This window comes from Seonamhaeicola aphaedonensis (genome assembly GCF_003386195.1).
Lineage (GTDB): Bacteria > Bacteroidota > Bacteroidia > Flavobacteriales > Flavobacteriaceae > Seonamhaeicola > Seonamhaeicola aphaedonensis.
In genome coordinates, this window is record NZ_QRDX01000002.1 from 430,935 (window position 1) to 448,493 (window position 17,559).

The window sequence follows — 17,559 nt, forward strand, 5'->3', positions numbered from 1 at the left end:
CTGACAGTTAATTTAGGGTACAGTTTTTGCCCTTAGTCAACTATTATTGTTATTTTTATTGCAGAAAGGAGTTTATTATGGATGATAATTTTTCGCCAAGAGTAAAAGATGTAATTGCATATAGTAAAGAGGAAGCCTTGCGTTTAGGACATGATTTTATTGGTACTGAACATTTGATGCTAGGGCTATTGCGTGATGGAAACGGGAAAGCCATAAATATTTTAAACGCCTTAGATATAGATTTAAATCATTTAAGGCGAAAAGTAGAAATATTGAGTCCTGCAAATCCTAATACTATAGCAGCCTCTAACCAAAAGAAAAACTTACACCTTACAAGACAAGCAGAACGCGCCCTAAAAACTACGTTTTTAGAAGCTAAATTATTTCAGAGTTCATCCATAAATACAGCTCATCTACTATTGTGCATCCTTAGAAACGAAAACGACCCCACTACCAAGCTTTTAAATAAGCTGAAAGTAGATTACGATAATGTCAAAGAACAGTTTAAACTTATGATTACAAACGATAGCGATTATATAGAACCTAAAGCAGAATCTTTTCAGGATGACAGCCCAAACCCTGAAGAAGATTCTTCAAAAGACATTTTTAATTCACCTACAAGCAAATCAAATAAGAAGTCTAAAACCCCTGTTTTGGATAATTTTGGGCGCGATCTAACGGTTCTAGCCGAAGAAGGTAAGTTAGACCCCGTTGTTGGTAGAGAAAAAGAAATACAGCGCGTTTCTCAAATTTTAAGTAGGAGAAAGAAAAACAATCCGCTTTTAATTGGTGAACCTGGAGTAGGTAAATCTGCCATTGCTGAAGGATTAGCTCTTAGAATTGTAAAACGAAAGGTATCAAGAATCCTTTTTAATAAAAGAGTTGTTACTTTAGATTTAGCAAGTTTAGTTGCTGGTACCAAGTATCGTGGACAATTTGAAGAACGTATGAAAGCAGTTATGAACGAGCTTGAAAAAAACGATGATGTTATTTTGTTTATTGATGAAATACACACTATTGTAGGTGCTGGTGGTGCTACAGGTAGTTTAGATGCTTCTAACATGTTTAAACCAGCACTGGCAAGGGGTGAAATTCAATGTATTGGTGCAACTACACTAGACGAATACAGGCAGTATATTGAAAAAGATGGAGCTTTAGAACGACGTTTTCAAAAGGTTATTGTAGAACCTACAAGTGTTGAAGAGACTATTGAAATTCTTAATAACATAAAAGCTAAATACGAAGAACACCATAATGTTGATTACACTCCTGAAGCAATTGAGGCTTGTGTGAAATTAACAAATAGATATATGACTGAAAGGTTCCTGCCAGACAAAGCTATAGATGCTTTAGATGAAGCTGGCTCTAGAGTTCATATTACAAATATTGAAGTTCCAAAACAAATCATTGAGTTGGAAAAACAACTCGAACAGATTAAAGAAACTAAGAATGCTGTTGTTAGAAAGCAAAAGTATGAAGAAGCCGCTAAATTAAGAGACGATGAGAAACGTTTGGAAAAAGAACTAGCTATAGCTCAAGAAAAATGGGAAGAGGACACAAAACAACATAGAGAAATAGTAACCGAGGACAACGTAGCGGATGTTATCTCTATGATGACTGGTGTTCCTGTAAATAAAATAGCACAGACCGAAATTAATAAATTAGCAGAATTACCTAATTTAATTAAAGGAAAAGTCATTGGTCAGGACGAGGCCGTTTCAAAGGTAGTAAAAGCTATTCAACGCAATCGTGCTGGATTAAAAGACCCCAATAAACCTATTGGCTCTTTTATCTTTTTAGGACAAACAGGAGTTGGAAAAACACAATTGGCTAAAATACTATCCAAAGAACTATTTGATAGCGAAGATGCTCTTGTTAGAATTGATATGAGTGAATATATGGAGAAGTTTGCTATTTCAAGATTAATTGGAGCGCCTCCAGGATATGTTGGTTACGAGGAAGGTGGACAGTTAACTGAAAAGGTAAGACGTAAACCTTACGCAGTCATTCTTTTGGACGAGATTGAAAAAGCACACCCAGATGTCTTTAATATGCTTCTTCAAGTGCTTGATGATGGTTATTTAACAGATAGTCTTGGAAGGAAAATTGATTTCAGAAATACCATTATCATTATGACATCAAATATTGGTGCCAGAAAACTCAAAGATTTTGGTACCGGAGTTGGTTTTGGTACTGCATCACAAAAAGCTCAAGAAGATGCTAATGCCAAAAGTGTTATTGAAAATGCGCTTAAAAAATCATTTGCGCCAGAATTCTTAAACAGAATTGATGACGTAGTTGTGTTCAATGCCCTAGAAAAAGAAGACATTAATAAAATCATTGATATTGAACTTGAAAAGCTTTTAGCACGCATTAAAGGTTTGGGCTATATCTTAAAACTCAGTAACAGTGCAAAAGATTACATTGCCGATAAAGGTTTTGATAGGCAATATGGCGCAAGACCATTAAAGAGAGCCATTCAGAAGTATATTGAAGATGCTTTAGCCGAAGAAATAGTGGCATCTAATGTTCAAGAGGGTGATAAGATTAAAATAGATCTAGATAAGAACTCTAATGAATTAAAAATTACAGTAGAAAAGGCTGAAAAGCCAACAGAGTCATAGACTTTTATCTATCATAAACCATAACAAAACCCTACATTCTTTTTAAATGTAGGGTTTTGTTATATCTGAGAAATTTTCTTGGTTCTAAAAAGCAATATAGCCCCAACTACGAAAAAAGTAATGAGAAATAATATTGAATATCGCATACTACCAGTTAGTTCTGCAACAAATCCATACAAAAACATGCCTATAACAATACCTATTTTTTCAGAAACATCATAAAAACTAAAATATGAAGCTGTATCTTCAGAATCTTCTGGAATCAACTTACTGTAGGTGGAGCGAGATAAAGCTTGCACCCCTCCCATAACCAAACCAACACATGCAGCTGTTACATAAAATTGAATTGGACTAACAACAAAGTATGCATACGCACAAATTGCAATCCAAAGAAAAACAATTACTAAAAGGGTTTTAATATTACCATACTTTTCAGACATTTTTGCCGTGTAATTTGCTCCAACTACAGCTATTAACTGTATTAATAAAATACTTATTATTAATCCTATAGTTGAATCTTGATCTCCCCAATCCAATTCTTCAACTCCAAAATACGTAGCTGCAATCATAATGGTTTGAACTGCCATACTATAAACAAAAAAAGCACTTAGATAACTTTTTAAAATCTTGTTAGTTTTAAGTGCGGTCCAAATCTTCTTTAATTCTTTGTAACCGTGTACAATTACAGAACGTGTAACTTTTTGGCCTTCGTGAGTTCCTTTTGGTAAATACTTAAACGTATATTGTGCAAAACCCATCCACCATATACCCACCATAATAAATGATATTCTAGTGGGTTCACCAGAATCTTTGAAGCCAAACGTATCATAGTAGAGAATCATTATTAAATTAATCACTAATAAAACAACACCACCAATATACCCTAAAGAAAACCCCTTAGCGCTAATCTTATCTTGCTGCTCTGGGTAGGCTATATCAGGTAAATACGAGTTATAAAAAACCAAACTTCCCCAAAACCCTACTAATGCTAAAAGATAGCACAATAACCCAAAAAATAAGTTATCTAAAGAAAACCAATACAAACCAATACAAGACAAGGATCCTAAATAACAGAAAAACTTCATAAAATTTTCCTTATTCCCAACATAATCTGAGATACCTGATAGTATTGGAGAAATTATAGATACAATTAAAAAACTTAAAGCGGTTACATAACTAATTAGGGAATCGTTATTGAAATTGTAGCCTAAAAAAGAAACCGTGTCATTAATTTTATTCCCTTCTGCATCTTTAATAATTGTTAAAGCCCCATAAAAAATTGGAAATACCGCAGACGAAATAACCAAAGGGTAAACAGAGTTTGCCCAATCATAAAAAGCCCAAGCATTAAGTAATTTTTTATTCCCCTTTTCTAATACTTCCATAATAAAAAAGCTGCTCTTTTTTTTGGTGAACAGCTATCTAAAATAGAACAAATATTTATAATATCAATATTTTCCTAGTGGTCTAAATGAAGTGACACCAAATTTAGCCGCTTCTTCCTTCGCTTTAGGCGCCAAAGTTTTTAGATTGGCAATACGTGACTCATTAGAGGGATGTGTACTCAATATCTCTGGTGGAGCTTGCCCACTACTTTTAGCTTTCATACGCTCCCATAATTTTGACGCCTCATCAGGGTTGTATCCTGCAATAGCCATTAAATAAACGCCTATTTTATCGGCCTCGGTTTCATGAGTTCTGCTAAATGGTAACATAACACCTACCTGACTACCTACTCCATAATATTGGTTAAATGCATTTCTATCTTTTTCGTCTTTGATAGCGACATTTCCTGCTATAGCAACACCTGCTTGAATGTAAGCTGCACTCATACGTTGCTGTCCATGATTTGCCAAGGCATGAGCAACTTCATGTCCCATAATAGCAGCTACTCCTGTCTCACTTTCAGCAACCGGTAAAATACCTGTATAAAAAACTATCTTCCCTCCTGGCATGCACCACGCATTTACTGTTTTATCATTAACCAAATTATATTCCCATTTGTAATCTTTTAAATACCCATGATGCCCGTTGGCATTTAACCAACGCTCTGCGGCTACAGCAATTCGCTGCCCCACTCTGGTTATCATTTCAGCATCTTTTGTTCCTTTTACAACTTGATTCTCTTCTAAAAATTGATTATATTGAGAAAAAGCCGTTGGGAATAATTGAGAATTTGGCACCAACGCCATGGTTTTTTTTCCTGTAAAAGGGTTTGTAGCGCAAGCAATAGCTATAATTAGTAAACCTGAATAAATAAGTAGATTTTTCAATTTCATTTTTGAATATTTTTAATAATCATAAAAGTACAAAAATTGTACCTTGTTGTTTTTAAGACGCGGTAAATTTTTATGAGTAAATTAAATTTCAAAATTATTCCACTTAAAAAACGTTAAGTTTATTATCCTTAATCGACCTAATAGATAGATTAAATTTATATGAAAATGAAAAAAATATTCACACTGATTATTTGCTGCGTTTTTTTAAGTTGTAATGGTTCTGCCCAAAAAGGAAATAATAAACCTTATGAGGTAACCAAAACAGATCAAGAATGGAAGTCTCAATTAACTGATTTGGAATACTACGTGCTTAGAAAATCTGGTACAGAAGAGCGTTTTTCCAGTCCTTTAAACAAAAACTATAAAGAAGGTATTTATGTATGTAAGGCCTGTGAAACTCCATTGTTTAAGAGTGAACACAAGTACGATTCAGGGTCCGGATGGCCTAGTTTCGATAGAGAAATTAAAGGCAATGTAGCCTTCACAACAGACTACAAAATTGGTTATTCCAGAACCGAGGAGCATTGTGCAACTTGTGGGGGGCATTTAGGGCACGTTTTTAATGATGGCCCTAGAGAAACTACTGGTAAAAGACACTGTATTAATGGTGTTTCCTTAAAATTTATACCAAAATAAGTAGTACTTTTAATGAATGGAAAGCTATCTAACAAATATTTTAAAACAATTTGAATATTACAAGAGTTTAGGTGACAACACCTTTAGTCAACTTACTTTTGAAGAGTTACAAAATGAAATTTCAAAAGACGCTAATTCTATTTCTATAATTGTAAAACATATGGCTGGTAATATGCTGAGTAGATGGACCAATTTTTTAACAGAAGATGGCGAAAAAGTGTGGCGGCAACGTGATTTGGAGTTTGAAGACAGCTACCCTACAATAGAAGAACTTTTTAGTGCTTGGGAAAAAGGATGGCAATGCTTATTTAATGCCATTACATCTCTTACAACTGAAGATCTAGAAAAAATTATTTATATAAGAAACCAAGGTCATACTGTTACCGAGGCCATAAACCGACAGTTAGCACATTATGCATACCATGTTGGGCAAATTGTGTTTTTAGGAAAAGTTTTAAAAGGTAAAGATTGGCAATCACTTTCAATTACTAAAGGACAATCAAAAACATACAACAAGGAAAAATTTAGCAAAGAAAAAGGTAAACGTCATTTTACTGATGATTTATAAAAGAAAAACCTCCTGTAAAAGGAGGTTAAATTACTACTCTATATGAGCACTATTTAGCATCTAATACCTTCGTGCTAAAATAGCCTATAGATCTTACAATTTTACCATCATCATCAAAATCATGTGTATACATGGCAGGCATAATAATTTTCTTTTTGTCTGACTTTCTTATTAATCTGAAGTTCCACCAAGACTGAACGGTCATATCATTGCCTCCAATTTCATAATGTAACAAATCTGGATATCCAACAACATCGATACTTTCTATTTCAAAATTTTCATAGAACCCTTTATGGTTTTCCTTAACTTCGTCTAAATTCATACTTTCACCAACGGGCATCTCAAGACTACTAAATGTACATTTTTCATCAAAATAGCTATACGCTTTTTCTAAATCCATATTTTCAAAAGCTGCCATCATACGTCTTACTTTGTTAATATGTGGGTGCTCATTATAAATAGTTCCATTAGTTCTTTCTGTAAAGCCAGCTCTTATATCTTGACCAACGGGATAATTATAATAAATCTCTAACTCAATTTTATTATCATCATTAAGTCTATACAAGTTATGTAATGGCATTTCTATCTTAACGCCTGTGGCATCATGAACTCCTTTTAAATAATTCCAAGTTTGCACCCATGTTTTACCGTCTTTATATTCTATAGCATCGGGGTAAGCTTCTCCATGTCTAGTTAAACTTGGATAAGCAGTCCACTTAGTTTTGTTTTCTACCCATTTTAGAAATTGCTCTTTGTTGGTTCCTTTGGCATTTTTATTTCTGGTAGTTCCACTAACAGAAATAAAATCATCTGCCAGATAAGATGCTACTTTGTCAACATCGCCTGCAATATCAGCTTGTTGCATAGCTTCAACTATTTCAATAGCTGGGTGTTCAATGTAAACCGTTCCGTTTTTCTTTTTTTGTGAATACATTACTGCTACAAAAAGTAGCATGACAATAATTACATGTTTTTTCATTTTGAATAAAATTTGATTGGTTAATAGTTTCATCAATGTACTCAAAATATCTGACAATTAACAAATTAATAACCGTTAACATCAAAAAAAGGATTTGGAATCATGAAAAAGCTATGGATTTCTCTTCTTAAAAGGTCTAATGATTAATCGTGCCTCTCTATCAAAACGCACATAATTATAAACCCAATTAACAAACACTACCATGCGATTTCTAAAACCAATTAGAAAGAAAAGATGTACAAACATCCATACATACCAAGCAAAAACACCTTGAAATTTCCACTTTTTCAAATCTACTACCGCCTTGTTTCTTCCAATAGTAGCCATGGCCCCTTTATCTTTGTAAGTAAATGGCTTAAGCGGTTTTTTCTCTATGATACTTAATAAATTTCCTCCCAGTTGTTCGCCTTGTTGAATGGCGGGTTGCGCCATCATTGGTAAGCCATCAGGGAAGTTTTTAGTTATCATACAAGCTACATCACCTATGGCAAAAATATGATTAAAGCCTTTTACCTGGCTAAACGCATTAACAATAATACGATGGCCTTTAGTAATAAAATCTCTACTGTCTAAACCTTTGATGGTGGCTCCCTTAACCCCCGCTGCCCAAATAAGGGTGGCCGTTTCAAAGGTTAAATCGGTATCGGTAGTAACTGTTTTTCCATCGTAGTTAGTCACTCTAACGTTTTTCCAAATATTAACTCCTAATTTTTCAAGAAAGTCTTCTGCCTTTTGAGAAGCTTTGGCACTCATACCCTTTAAGATACAATCACCCGACTGTACCACATGAATTTGTGCCAAACGGGTATCTAAATCAGGATAATCCTTGGGCAAAATCCCCTTCTTAATTTCAGCTAAAGCCCCAGCAAGTTCCACTCCCGTTGGACCTCCTCCAACAATTACAAAGTTCATTAAAGCATTACGCTCATTTAAATCGGAAGTTAAAAGGGCATCTTCAAAATTTTCAAGAATTAAACTCCTTAGGTTAAGCGACTGCGGTATGGTTTTCATAGCCATACTGTGCTTTTCAATGTCTGTATTTCCAAAATAATTAGTTACCGACCCTGAAGCAATAACCAAATAATCAAATTTTAAATTACCAATATTAGTTTTTACTTTATTCTTTTCCGAATCAATTGCTTCAACATTAGCCAATCTAAAATAAAAATTGGGGAAATCTTTTAAAACCTTCCTGATAGGATAGGCTATAGAATCTGGTTCTAATCCACCTGTAGATACTTGATATAGTAATGGTTGAAAGGTATGGTAATTGTTCTTATCTAATAAAACAACCTGAACCTCTTGTTTAGATAGCTTTTTTGCCAAAGCTATACCCGCAAAACCGCCGCCAATAATAACAACTCTGGGGTAACTTGTCCTGGGAATATTCATATAATGATGCTTGCATTACAAAGGTAATAAATCATACAAATTTTATAGGGTTCTAAATTCTTTATTAAAAATCGATTTCGTAAATTTGCACCTTAAATTTTAACAGATGAGTAAATACGATATTATAGTTCTTGGAAGTGGTCCTGGTGGTTATGTAACTGCAATTAGAGCATCTCAATTAGGTTTTAAAACCGCTATTGTTGAGAAAGAAAGCTTAGGTGGCGTTTGTTTGAACTGGGGATGTATTCCAACCAAAGCCTTATTAAAGTCTGCACAAGTATTTGAGTATCTAAAGCATGCTGAAGATTACGGTTTAAAAGTTAAAGACGCTGAACATGATTTTGATGCCGTTGTAAAACGTAGTCGTGGTGTAGCTGAAGGCATGAGTAAAGGTATTGAGTTCTTGATGAAGAAAAACAAAATAGATGTAATTACTGGTTATGGTACTTTGAAACCAGGAAAAAAGATTGATGTTGACGGAACTGTTTACAGCGCAGACCATATCATTATTGCTACAGGAGCACGCTCTCGTGAGTTACCAAGTTTACCTCAAGATGGTGAAAAAGTAATTGGTTACCGTGAGGCCATGAGCCTGTCAAAACAACCTAAGAAAATGATTGTTGTTGGTTCTGGTGCTATTGGGGTTGAGTTTGCTTATTTTTATAACTCCATAGGCACTGAGGTTACTGTTGTAGAATATTTACCAAATATTGTTCCTGTAGAAGATGGTGATGTTTCTAAGCAATTAGAACGTTCATTTAAAAAGAATGGTATTGATATCATGACGTCTGCCGAAGTTACCAATGTAGATACTTCTGGTAAAGGTGTTAAAGCTACCGTTAAAACTAAAAAAGGAGAAGAAGTTTTAGAAGCTGATATTGTTTTATCTGCCGTAGGAATTAAAACAAATATTGAAAATATTGGTTTAGAGGATGTAGGTATCGTGGTTGATAGAGACAAAATTTTAGTTAATGATTTCTATCAAACTAATATTCCTGGTTACTATGCTATAGGTGATGTAACTCCTGGTCAAGCTTTAGCGCACGTAGCTTCTGCCGAAGGTATTTTATGTGTTGAAAAAATAGCTGGTCACCACGTCGAAGCTTTAGACTATGGAAATATTCCAGGGTGTACGTATTGCTCACCTGAAATAGCGTCTGTTGGGTTAACAGAGCAGCAAGCCAAAGACAAAGGTTTTGATATTAAAATTGGAAAATTCCCATTTTCTGCATCAGGTAAAGCTAGTGCTGGTGGAAATAAAGACGGTTTTGTAAAAGTAATATTCGATGCTAAATATGGTGAATGGCTAGGTTGTCATATGATTGGTGCTGGTGTAACCGATATGATTGCCGAAGCTGTTGTGGCTAGGAAACTAGAAACTACTGGCCATGATGTACTAAAAGCAGTACACCCACACCCTACTATGAGTGAAGCGATTATGGAAGCTGTTGCTGATGCTTATGACGAGTGTATCCATATTTAGAACTTTTAGAAAAGTTACACTATTAGATATTTAGACAAAAAGTTCCGATTTCTCGGAACTTTTTTATTTTGTAAATTTATTATTGCACGCCTTTATAACCTAACACCAAGACCTATAAAAAAACTGTTTGGAGTAATTTCCTGAAAACCTAAAGCGTATTTCACTTGTATATCTAAACTAGAAGTTATAGTATAAGAACTACTTAAATCTGCTCTAATCTTTAATTTATTGGAAAAGAAGTCAAAGAAATAATTCACGCTGGGGCCTACTAATAAATTAACCCTATTGGCTACTTCATATCTTACATAAAGTGGAACATTTAAAAATTTAAAATCTTTAAGAGTTATAAACAGTAATTCTGGTTGAAGCCCATAACTTTCATCAATTTTAAAATCAAAAAATAAACCCCCGTAAAACCCTGACTCAGTATCCTGATCAAAACCAAAACTAGATTCTTTTATTTTAAAAAACGTATAGTTGAGACCTCCTTTAACTCCAAAATCAACTTTATTTTGGGCGTTTAACGAAATACTTGCGAAAAAGAATATTAGGATACCATATGCAAAGCCTTTCATTAATTCTAAGATTTCAGAAAGCTTTCTAATGCTAATTCATAACTCTGTAAACCGAAACCAAGAATAACCCCTTTGGCATTAGGAGATATGTATGATTGATGTCTAAACTCTTCCCTTCCAAAAGTGTTGGATATATGCACTTCCACCACAGGTGTTTCAATGCCCTTTATCGCATCTCCTATACCTATAGAAGTATGCGTGTAGGCACCAGCATTTAAAATAACTCCATCATAGCTAAAACCAACTTCATGAAGTTTATCAATAAGTTCTCCTTCTATGTTAGATTGAAAATAATCAATATTTGCAATTGGGTATTTTACTTTTAATTCGTCTAAAAACTCAGTAAAAGTTAAACTGCCATAAATGTTTGGTTCTCGTTTACCCAATAAATTTAAGTTGGGACCATTGATAATGATTATTTTTTTCATAACTGTAAAGATATTATTTTTTAAACTTCAAAATATCAATTGTAGTTGTTTCTCCTGCTTTTAAATTAGACAATGCCTTAATATTGTTTTTCTCATCTTCTAATTGAAGAATAGCTGTATTAGGTGAAATTTCTCCCTCATTTACAGCTGTAATTGAAATTCTGGTAACTTCTTCATTTAAGCTTAATTCTATAATCTCTTTTTTATTATTTACCACATATCCGTTTTTCAAAACTTTTCCATTGGCCTTTATTGTTACCTTATCCCCATCTTCTTTTCCTCCGTCATAAATTATTAGGTTAATTTTGTCACTTTTAGAAAAAACACTTAAAGTTTGATTCTTTCTTAAAATGTTCATATTTAGTGAGTCCATCATTTTCAAGGGTTGAAATTTCTGTTTAATGCTATCTGGAATCCTTTTAATTTTATCTATTTTTTTCTTTACTTTTTCCATTTTAGCTTCTATTTTTTCAGGCTGACTCAAGAATAATTCCCCATTAATACATTGTGAATTATCAGAAAACAATCCAATAAATTTTGCCTTAAACTGCTCTGTTTTTTCAAAAGAAAAGTTTTTAATAGTAGTATTTACATAACAAAAATCATAATCTTTCTCTAAGTGTGTTTTAGTATATATTGTTTGAACTTCTCTAAAATTCAACTCTTTTTTAGCTTTATTATACTCTCCAAAAACGGTTGATTTTGTTTCATACAAGCCTCCTAAATCAGTAATAGAATATCCTTTTATTTCACCTTTGCTTTCTGTTAAGCTTAATTTGTAAGTAATTCTAGTGGAATCATTTAATACTAATCCTCCAAAATATTCATACTTGCTTTGAGAAAAACAAATAGCTGTTGTTAAAAATACAAAACAATAAATAAGGATAATTCTAATCATATTAACGATTTTTTTTATAAATTTAAACAAACATAAACCAATTAATTATGAAAAGTAAATTATTATTTTCCCTATTAGTCACTTTACTGATGTACAGTGCTAGTTATGCTTCTTTTCCTGTTAAAAGAACAATTTCCACATCAACTAATACCGAAGTTACTACAACGGTTGAGGTTGTAGAACCCATGGCTACCCCAATGGCTTCACAAGACAAATGGGTAGGTGTTGCACTTTGGTTCTTTCTAGGTTGGCCATTTGCAGCGCATAGATGGTATTACAAAAAGCCTGTTGGCTGGAATATTCTTTTTATCTTGACTATTGGAGGTTTAGGCATTTGGGCTATTGTAGATTTAATAAATATTCTAACAGATAATTTCTAGAATAAAGTAGAAATAACGTTGAGGCCACTTTTTAGTGGCCTTTTTTATTGTACTTTTATTACTATGAAATGGCAGCATGCTCTGAAAGATTATCAACTTTACCTCAAGATAGAACGTGGATTATCTGATAACTCCATTGATAACTATTCTAGAGATGTAAAAAAATTGATTCGGTATTTGGAAGACAAGAACTTAAGCTTCTCTCCTACTTCTATTTCTTCAGAGGTTATTAAGCAATTCATTTACGAAATTGCAAAAGATATTAATGCCCGTTCGCAGTCTAGAATTATATCAGGCTTGCGTAGTTTTTTTGGTTATTTAGTTTTTGAAGATTACAGAAAAGACAATCCTTTGGAACTTATTGAGTCTCCTAAAATAGGAAGACAATTGCCCGATACACTATCAGAAAAAGAAATTGATACTATTATAGATGCCATAGATTTAAGTAAACCCGAAGGAGAGCGCAACAGAGCCATGTTAGAAACCCTTTATGGCTGTGGTTTACGTGTAAGTGAACTTGTTAACTTGAAAATATCTGATTTATATTTTGATGAAGGCTTTATAAAAGTAACTGGTAAAGGAGACAAACAGCGGTTTGTACCCATTGTTGCTTCTACGCAAAAGTATATCAATATATACAAAAAACATATTAGAAATCATTTACGCATTCAACCAGGGTTTGAGGATACTTTATTTCTAAACCGAAGGGGTAAACAGCTAACTAGAGCTATGGTGTTCCATATTGTGAAACAATTAGCTGAACAAGTAGGCTTAAAAAAGAAAATATCACCTCACACGTTTAGACATTCCTTTGCTACACATTTACTACAAAATGATGCCGATTTACGCTCTATACAACTCATGCTAGGGCATGAAAGTATCACTACCACCGAAATTTACGTACATGTTGATAAAAGTCATCTAACCAAGGTCGTTGAGAAATATCATCCTAGGAAATAGAAAAGTCCAGTGTACTCTGGACTTTAATTTTATCTGCTTCTATTTACACTTAGACCGCAGTCAGTGTGACAAGAGAATAAAAGTTTTATTTAGCGATATTAACTGCCCTAGTTTCTCTAATAACTGTTACTTTAACCTGACCAGGATACGTCATATCGGTTTGAATTTTTTGAGAAATATTGAATGATAAATCAGCTGCCATATCATCATTTACCTTTTCGCTCTCAACAATAACACGGAGTTCTCTTCCTGCTTGAATAGCGTAGGCTTTTTTAACTCCTGTAAAGCCAAATGCAATATCTTCAAGATCCTTTAAACGTTGAATATAACTATCTAAAACTTGACGACGTGCTCCTGGACGCGCTCCCGAAATAGCATCACAAACCTGAATAATAGGTGCTAATAATGATTTCATTTCAATCTCATCGTGGTGGGCTCCTATAGCATTACATACATCATGTTTTTCACCGTACTTTTCTGCCCACTGCATACCTAAAATAGCATGAGGTGTTTCCATATCAGCTTCAGCATCTGGCACTTTTCCTATATCATGTAATAATCCGGCGCGTTTAGCTAGTTTGGGGTTTAAACCAAGTTCAGCCGCCATAACGCCACAAAGTTTAGCAACTTCTCGAGAATGCTGTAACAAGTTTTGCCCATAAGAGGAACGATACTTCATACGTCCCACCATTTTTATTAATTCTGGATTTAAATTATGAATACCTAGGTCTATAACAGTACGCTTACCAACTTCAATAATTTCCTGCTCAATTTGTTTCTTGGTTTTCTTAACCACTTCCTCAATACGAGCAGGATGAATACGCCCATCTGTAACCAATTTATGTAACGATAACCTCGCAATCTCTCTTCTAACAGAATCAAAACAAGAAAGAATAATAGCTTCAGGGGTATCATCAACAATTATTTCAACGCCTGTTGCGGCTTCAATGGCACGAATATTTCTACCTTCACGCCCTATAATACGTCCTTTAACGTCATCAGATTCTATATTGAAAACTGATACACAGTTATCTACAGCTTCCTCAGTTCCAATACGTTGAATCGTATTAATAATGACTTTTTTTGCCTCTTGTTCTGCAGTTAGTTTAGCTTCTTCTAAAGAACTTTGTATAAATGCCATGGCATCATTCTTTGCTTCACCTTTCAGAGACTCCACAAGCTGTTCTTTAGCTTCCTCGGCTGATAAACTAGAAATAACCTCTAGCTGTTGCACTTGACTTTTATGAAGCTTATCAAGTTCTTCCTGCTTCTTATCAAGTACATCAAGCCTATGGTTGTAATCCTTAATTTTGTCTTCCAAACTCTGGTTTAATTTCTTCCCTTTAGAAAGCTCGCTAGATACTTGAGACTCTTTATCTCTAGTTCTTTTTTCGGCTTCAGCCATTTTTTTGTCTCTAGCTAAAATAACTTTTTCATGCTCTGCTTTTAGTTCTATAAACTTTTCTTTAGCCTGAAGTATTTTATCTTTTTTAATGGTTTCACCTTCGCTTTTAGCTTCTTTTAGAATCAATGAAGCACTTTTTTTAGCCTCCTTTATAAGTTTTGAGGCTTTACTTTTTTCTAACACTTTTGCAATTATAAAACCTATTATAAGGCCTATAAAGGCTCCTCCTACTACCAATATAATTGAATTGTCCATTCTTAATTTAGTTGATTTATATATAAAAAAAGCCTACATCAGTTGTGCATTCTGTATAAACTCCTTAAAAACAAGTTTAGGGCTAACAAGCTGATCAAGGATCTACGACTAAGGCAGCATGCTTTTACAACTTAAACTCACCCTTTTTAAAGAATTAACGTTGAGTTTATCAAAAAAAATAACCAATGTAGGCAGTAACTTTTAGTTTATTTTAAAGAACGTTAAGAGTTTAAATGCGAATGTAATAGCTCATTAAGCGCTTTAAGCTTAATTTCTACATGTTCATTCACATGCTCTTTATCAATAGATTTCTGTTCAACTTGAGATGCAAATTGTAAGGCACACATAGCCAAAACATCTTGTTTATCTCTAACAGAATAACTTTGCTCAAACTGTTTAATCATATATTCAATATTCTTAGCCGCCTTGCGCAACCCTTCTTCCTGACTTGCTTCAATAGTTAAAGGGTATACTCTATTAGCTATAGATAGCTTTATTTTAAGCTTTTCTGACATTGAATATATGCGGCATTAATCTGAAATTTGTGCTATACAATAATCTATTTCTCTTATTAATGCGTTTATTTTAAGCTTAGTTTCTCTTTTGTTATCGTCACTACCAAGTATTGTATTTGCTATTCTTAGAGCATTATGTTTTTCTTCCCAATCTGTTATCAACAATTTTTGGTCTCGAATTTGTTTTTTTGAAGCGTTTAATTCTTCCTGTAATTTTAAATTAGCCTGTTTTAAAAGTGCTACTTTGTGTAATACTTTGCTAATTTTGTTTTCAAGAGAATCTACAATATCTTCAATATTACTCATTTAAAAATTCAATACTTATCTCACAAAGTTAACATACCTGCTTATAAATTACAATTGTTTTTTTATAAAATTTTGAATTACCTCATTATCAAACAATAAAAAAACATTGGCTTGATTTTTTTTTTTGGTCTTGGCATATTCACCTCAAATTAATATTTTAGCCATAATACATTTCTATGAGATTTATACTTGCTTTTGTTTTAGTTTTCCCTTTTTTAATCAATGCCCAAAATCAATACCCACAAGACTATTTTGGTAATCCGTTAGACATTCCTTTAATACTTTCTGGAACCTTTGCAGAATTACGTTCCAACCATTTTCATTCTGGTTTAGATATCAAAACGCAGCAACGTGTAGGTTTAAATGTAAAAGCCATTGCTGATGGTTATGTGAGTAGAATTAAAATATCAGCTTATGGCTACGGAAAGGCATTATACATTACACACCCAAACGGTTACACATCGGTGTATGCCCATTTACAGAAGTTTGCCCCTGAAATTGAAACTTATGTAAAAAAGCATCAATACAAAAAGGAGTCATACGAAATAGAAATGTTTCCAGGTGCGGAAACACTTCTTGTTAAAAAAGGTAGTTTAGTAGCTTATAGTGGAAATTCGGGCGGCTCTGGTGGTCCACATTTGCACTTTGAAATTAGAGATAATGCACAGCGCCCCATAAACCCTATGTTATTTGGCATTGACATTGCTGACAGTACTATGCCTTTTGTAAAGTCTATTTATGCCTACCCATTGGATGAGAACTCTTTCGTAAATAATTCTAACTACAAACAAAAACTCCGCTTAATCCCAATTGAAAGTGGTGACTATGTGGTTAAAAATGTGAACGCCATTGGAAACATAGGATTTGGTATTGAAACAAATGACAGACAAAATTTGGCTGCAAATTCAAACGGTGTTTATAACATACAAACTTTTGTAAATGGTAATAAAAATTTTGAATTAGATTTTAAAAGATTTTCGTTTAGCGAAACCAAACACATCAATCAATTAATTGATTACGAGCATTACGTTACAAAAAAAGAGCGCATTCAAAAATTGTACAAAAAGAACAACCCACTTAGTATTTTCAAATCTGTTATAAACGACGGTGTCATAAAAATTGAGGATAGCACTTATTTAGTTTACAAAATTCGCGTGGCTGATTTTAAAAATAATGAGACTTGGGTAACGCTTAACTTAAAAGGATCTAAAAACAATATCACAACACCGATACAAACAAAAACCACACCCTATTTTATTAAAGCTGACCAAGCGGTTAACCTAAAAGAGGGGAAAATTTCAGTAGATTTTTACCAAGACACTTTTTATGAAGATTTTTACCTAGATTTTGAAGTCAATAGTGATACTTTAAAACTTCATGAAGATGTTATAGCTGCTAAAAAGAACTTCAACATTACTTATGATATTAGTAATTACAAAGAAGCAGACAAAAGTAAGCTTTATATTGCGCGTCTTTTGGGCTACAATAAATTCCCATCATATACGTATACCCAAAGGAGAGGCAATATACTTACAGCTTCTACAAAAACACTTGGTACTTTTGCCTTAGCAACAGATACTATAAAACCAACCATCACACCTGTTAACTTTAAAGACGGACAATGGCTTAGTAAGTATCGCTATCTAAAAATTAAAATTGATGACGAAGGCTCTGGTATATCAAATTACAGAGCAACCATTAATGGAAAATGGATTTTAATGGAACGTGATAATTATAAAGACAAAACTATAACTTTTGATTTCAATGATGGTATTGTAACCGACACCAAAAACATTTTAAAAGTAATTGTTACTGATAATGTTGGAAATAATTCTACTTTTGAAGCGTTGTTCTATCGAAAATAAATTGTAACTAC

General features: G+C 33.4%; 17 protein-coding genes and 1 other RNA gene. 7 read left to right on the forward strand and 11 right to left on the reverse strand.

The annotated features are described in order from the left end of the window. The first annotated feature begins 77 nt into the window (after positions 1-77). Positions 78-2,624, forward strand: coding sequence for an ATP-dependent Clp protease ATP-binding subunit (locus DFQ02_RS05635; protein WP_116040011.1), 2,547 nt, complete (start codon positions 78-80; stop codon positions 2,622-2,624). Positions 2,625-2,683: 59 nt separating this feature from the next. Here DFQ02_RS05635 and DFQ02_RS05640 read toward each other — a convergent pair whose 3' ends face one another. Then, positions 2,684-4,009: an MFS transporter gene (locus DFQ02_RS05640; RefSeq protein WP_116040012.1), complete on the reverse strand. Its 1,326-nt coding sequence runs from the start codon at positions 4,007-4,009 to the stop codon at positions 2,684-2,686. A gap of 63 nt (positions 4,010-4,072) precedes the next feature. Then, positions 4,073-4,903, reverse strand: coding sequence for a M48 family metallopeptidase (locus DFQ02_RS05645; protein ID WP_116040013.1), 831 nt, complete (start codon positions 4,901-4,903; stop codon positions 4,073-4,075). Between the two features lie 165 nt (positions 4,904-5,068). Between DFQ02_RS05645 and msrB the strand changes: the two genes are divergently transcribed. Together msrB and DFQ02_RS05655 are read left to right on the forward strand one after the other, a co-directional pair. After that, entirely contained in the window at positions 5,069-5,539 is a 471-nt protein-coding gene (gene msrB / locus DFQ02_RS05650) for a peptide-methionine (R)-S-oxide reductase MsrB (RefSeq protein ID WP_116040014.1), read from the forward strand. Positions 5,540-5,555: 16 nt separating this feature from the next. Next, positions 5,556-6,107 carry a DinB family protein gene (locus DFQ02_RS05655; protein ID WP_116040015.1) on the forward strand — a complete coding sequence of 184 codons (552 nt, stop codon included), beginning with the start codon at positions 5,556-5,558 and terminating at the stop codon, positions 6,105-6,107. A gap of 49 nt (positions 6,108-6,156) precedes the next feature. On the opposite strand, the gene DFQ02_RS05660 is transcribed toward DFQ02_RS05655, so the two are convergent. After that, on the reverse strand, positions 6,157-7,086 hold the full coding sequence (locus DFQ02_RS05660; RefSeq protein ID WP_116040063.1) for a nuclear transport factor 2 family protein: 930 nt from the start codon (positions 7,084-7,086) through the stop codon (positions 6,157-6,159). Between the two features lie 111 nt (positions 7,087-7,197). Further along, positions 7,198-8,478 (reverse strand): NAD(P)/FAD-dependent oxidoreductase, encoded by a 1,281-nt coding sequence (locus tag DFQ02_RS05665; RefSeq protein ID WP_116040016.1) that lies wholly within the window; start codon positions 8,476-8,478, stop codon positions 7,198-7,200. Between the two features lie 106 nt (positions 8,479-8,584). On the opposite strand from DFQ02_RS05665, the gene lpdA reads away from it, so the two are divergent. Further along, positions 8,585-9,961, forward strand: coding sequence for a dihydrolipoyl dehydrogenase (gene lpdA, locus DFQ02_RS05670; RefSeq protein WP_116040017.1), 1,377 nt, complete (start codon positions 8,585-8,587; stop codon positions 9,959-9,961). A 92-nt stretch (positions 9,962-10,053) separates the two neighbouring features. Here lpdA and DFQ02_RS05675 read toward each other — a convergent pair whose 3' ends face one another. From DFQ02_RS05675 to DFQ02_RS05685, 3 genes are read right to left on the reverse strand one after another with little or no spacing between them, the layout of a single operon-like run. After that, entirely contained in the window at positions 10,054-10,536 is a 483-nt protein-coding gene (locus DFQ02_RS05675) for an outer membrane beta-barrel protein (protein WP_116040018.1), read from the reverse strand. A gap of 5 nt (positions 10,537-10,541) precedes the next feature. Continuing rightward, on the reverse strand, positions 10,542-10,964 hold the full coding sequence (aroQ, locus tag DFQ02_RS05680; RefSeq protein ID WP_116040019.1) for a type II 3-dehydroquinate dehydratase: 423 nt from the start codon (positions 10,962-10,964) through the stop codon (positions 10,542-10,544). Positions 10,965-10,977: 13 nt separating this feature from the next. Then, positions 10,978-11,862 (reverse strand): hypothetical protein, encoded by an 885-nt coding sequence (locus DFQ02_RS05685; protein WP_116040020.1) that lies wholly within the window; start codon positions 11,860-11,862, stop codon positions 10,978-10,980. A 47-nt stretch (positions 11,863-11,909) separates the two neighbouring features. Here DFQ02_RS05685 and DFQ02_RS05690 point away from each other — a divergent pair, with 47 nt between their 5' ends. Further along, a complete protein-coding gene (locus DFQ02_RS05690) occupies positions 11,910-12,242 on the forward strand; it encodes a TM2 domain-containing protein (RefSeq protein WP_116040021.1) in 333 nt (110 codons plus the stop codon). Between the two features lie 63 nt (positions 12,243-12,305). Further along, the gene (gene xerD / locus DFQ02_RS05695; protein WP_116040022.1) at positions 12,306-13,202 is read left to right on the forward strand and encodes a site-specific tyrosine recombinase XerD; all 897 of its coding nucleotides are present in this window, start codon (positions 12,306-12,308) and stop codon (positions 13,200-13,202) included. A gap of 85 nt (positions 13,203-13,287) precedes the next feature. On the opposite strand, the gene rny is transcribed toward xerD, so the two are convergent. The 4 genes from rny to DFQ02_RS05715 all read right to left on the reverse strand — a co-directional run bounded on the left by rny (position 13,288) and on the right by DFQ02_RS05715 (position 15,683). After that, positions 13,288-14,862, reverse strand: a complete 1,575-nt coding sequence (gene rny, locus DFQ02_RS05700) for a ribonuclease Y (protein WP_116040023.1) — start codon at positions 14,860-14,862, stop codon at positions 13,288-13,290. A 57-nt stretch (positions 14,863-14,919) separates the two neighbouring features. After that, positions 14,920-15,028, reverse strand: a non-coding RNA gene (gene ssrS / locus DFQ02_RS05705) — 6S RNA. Between the two features lie 55 nt (positions 15,029-15,083). Further along, positions 15,084-15,377, reverse strand: coding sequence for a cell division protein ZapA (locus DFQ02_RS05710; RefSeq protein WP_116040024.1), 294 nt, complete (start codon positions 15,375-15,377; stop codon positions 15,084-15,086). Positions 15,378-15,392: 15 nt separating this feature from the next. Then, positions 15,393-15,683, reverse strand: a complete 291-nt coding sequence (locus DFQ02_RS05715; protein WP_116040025.1) for a hypothetical protein — start codon at positions 15,681-15,683, stop codon at positions 15,393-15,395. A 176-nt stretch (positions 15,684-15,859) separates the two neighbouring features. On the opposite strand from DFQ02_RS05715, the gene DFQ02_RS05720 reads away from it, so the two are divergent. After that, on the forward strand, positions 15,860-17,548 hold the full coding sequence (locus DFQ02_RS05720; protein ID WP_116040026.1) for a M23 family metallopeptidase: 1,689 nt from the start codon (positions 15,860-15,862) through the stop codon (positions 17,546-17,548). Positions 17,549-17,559: the final 11 nt, after the last annotated feature.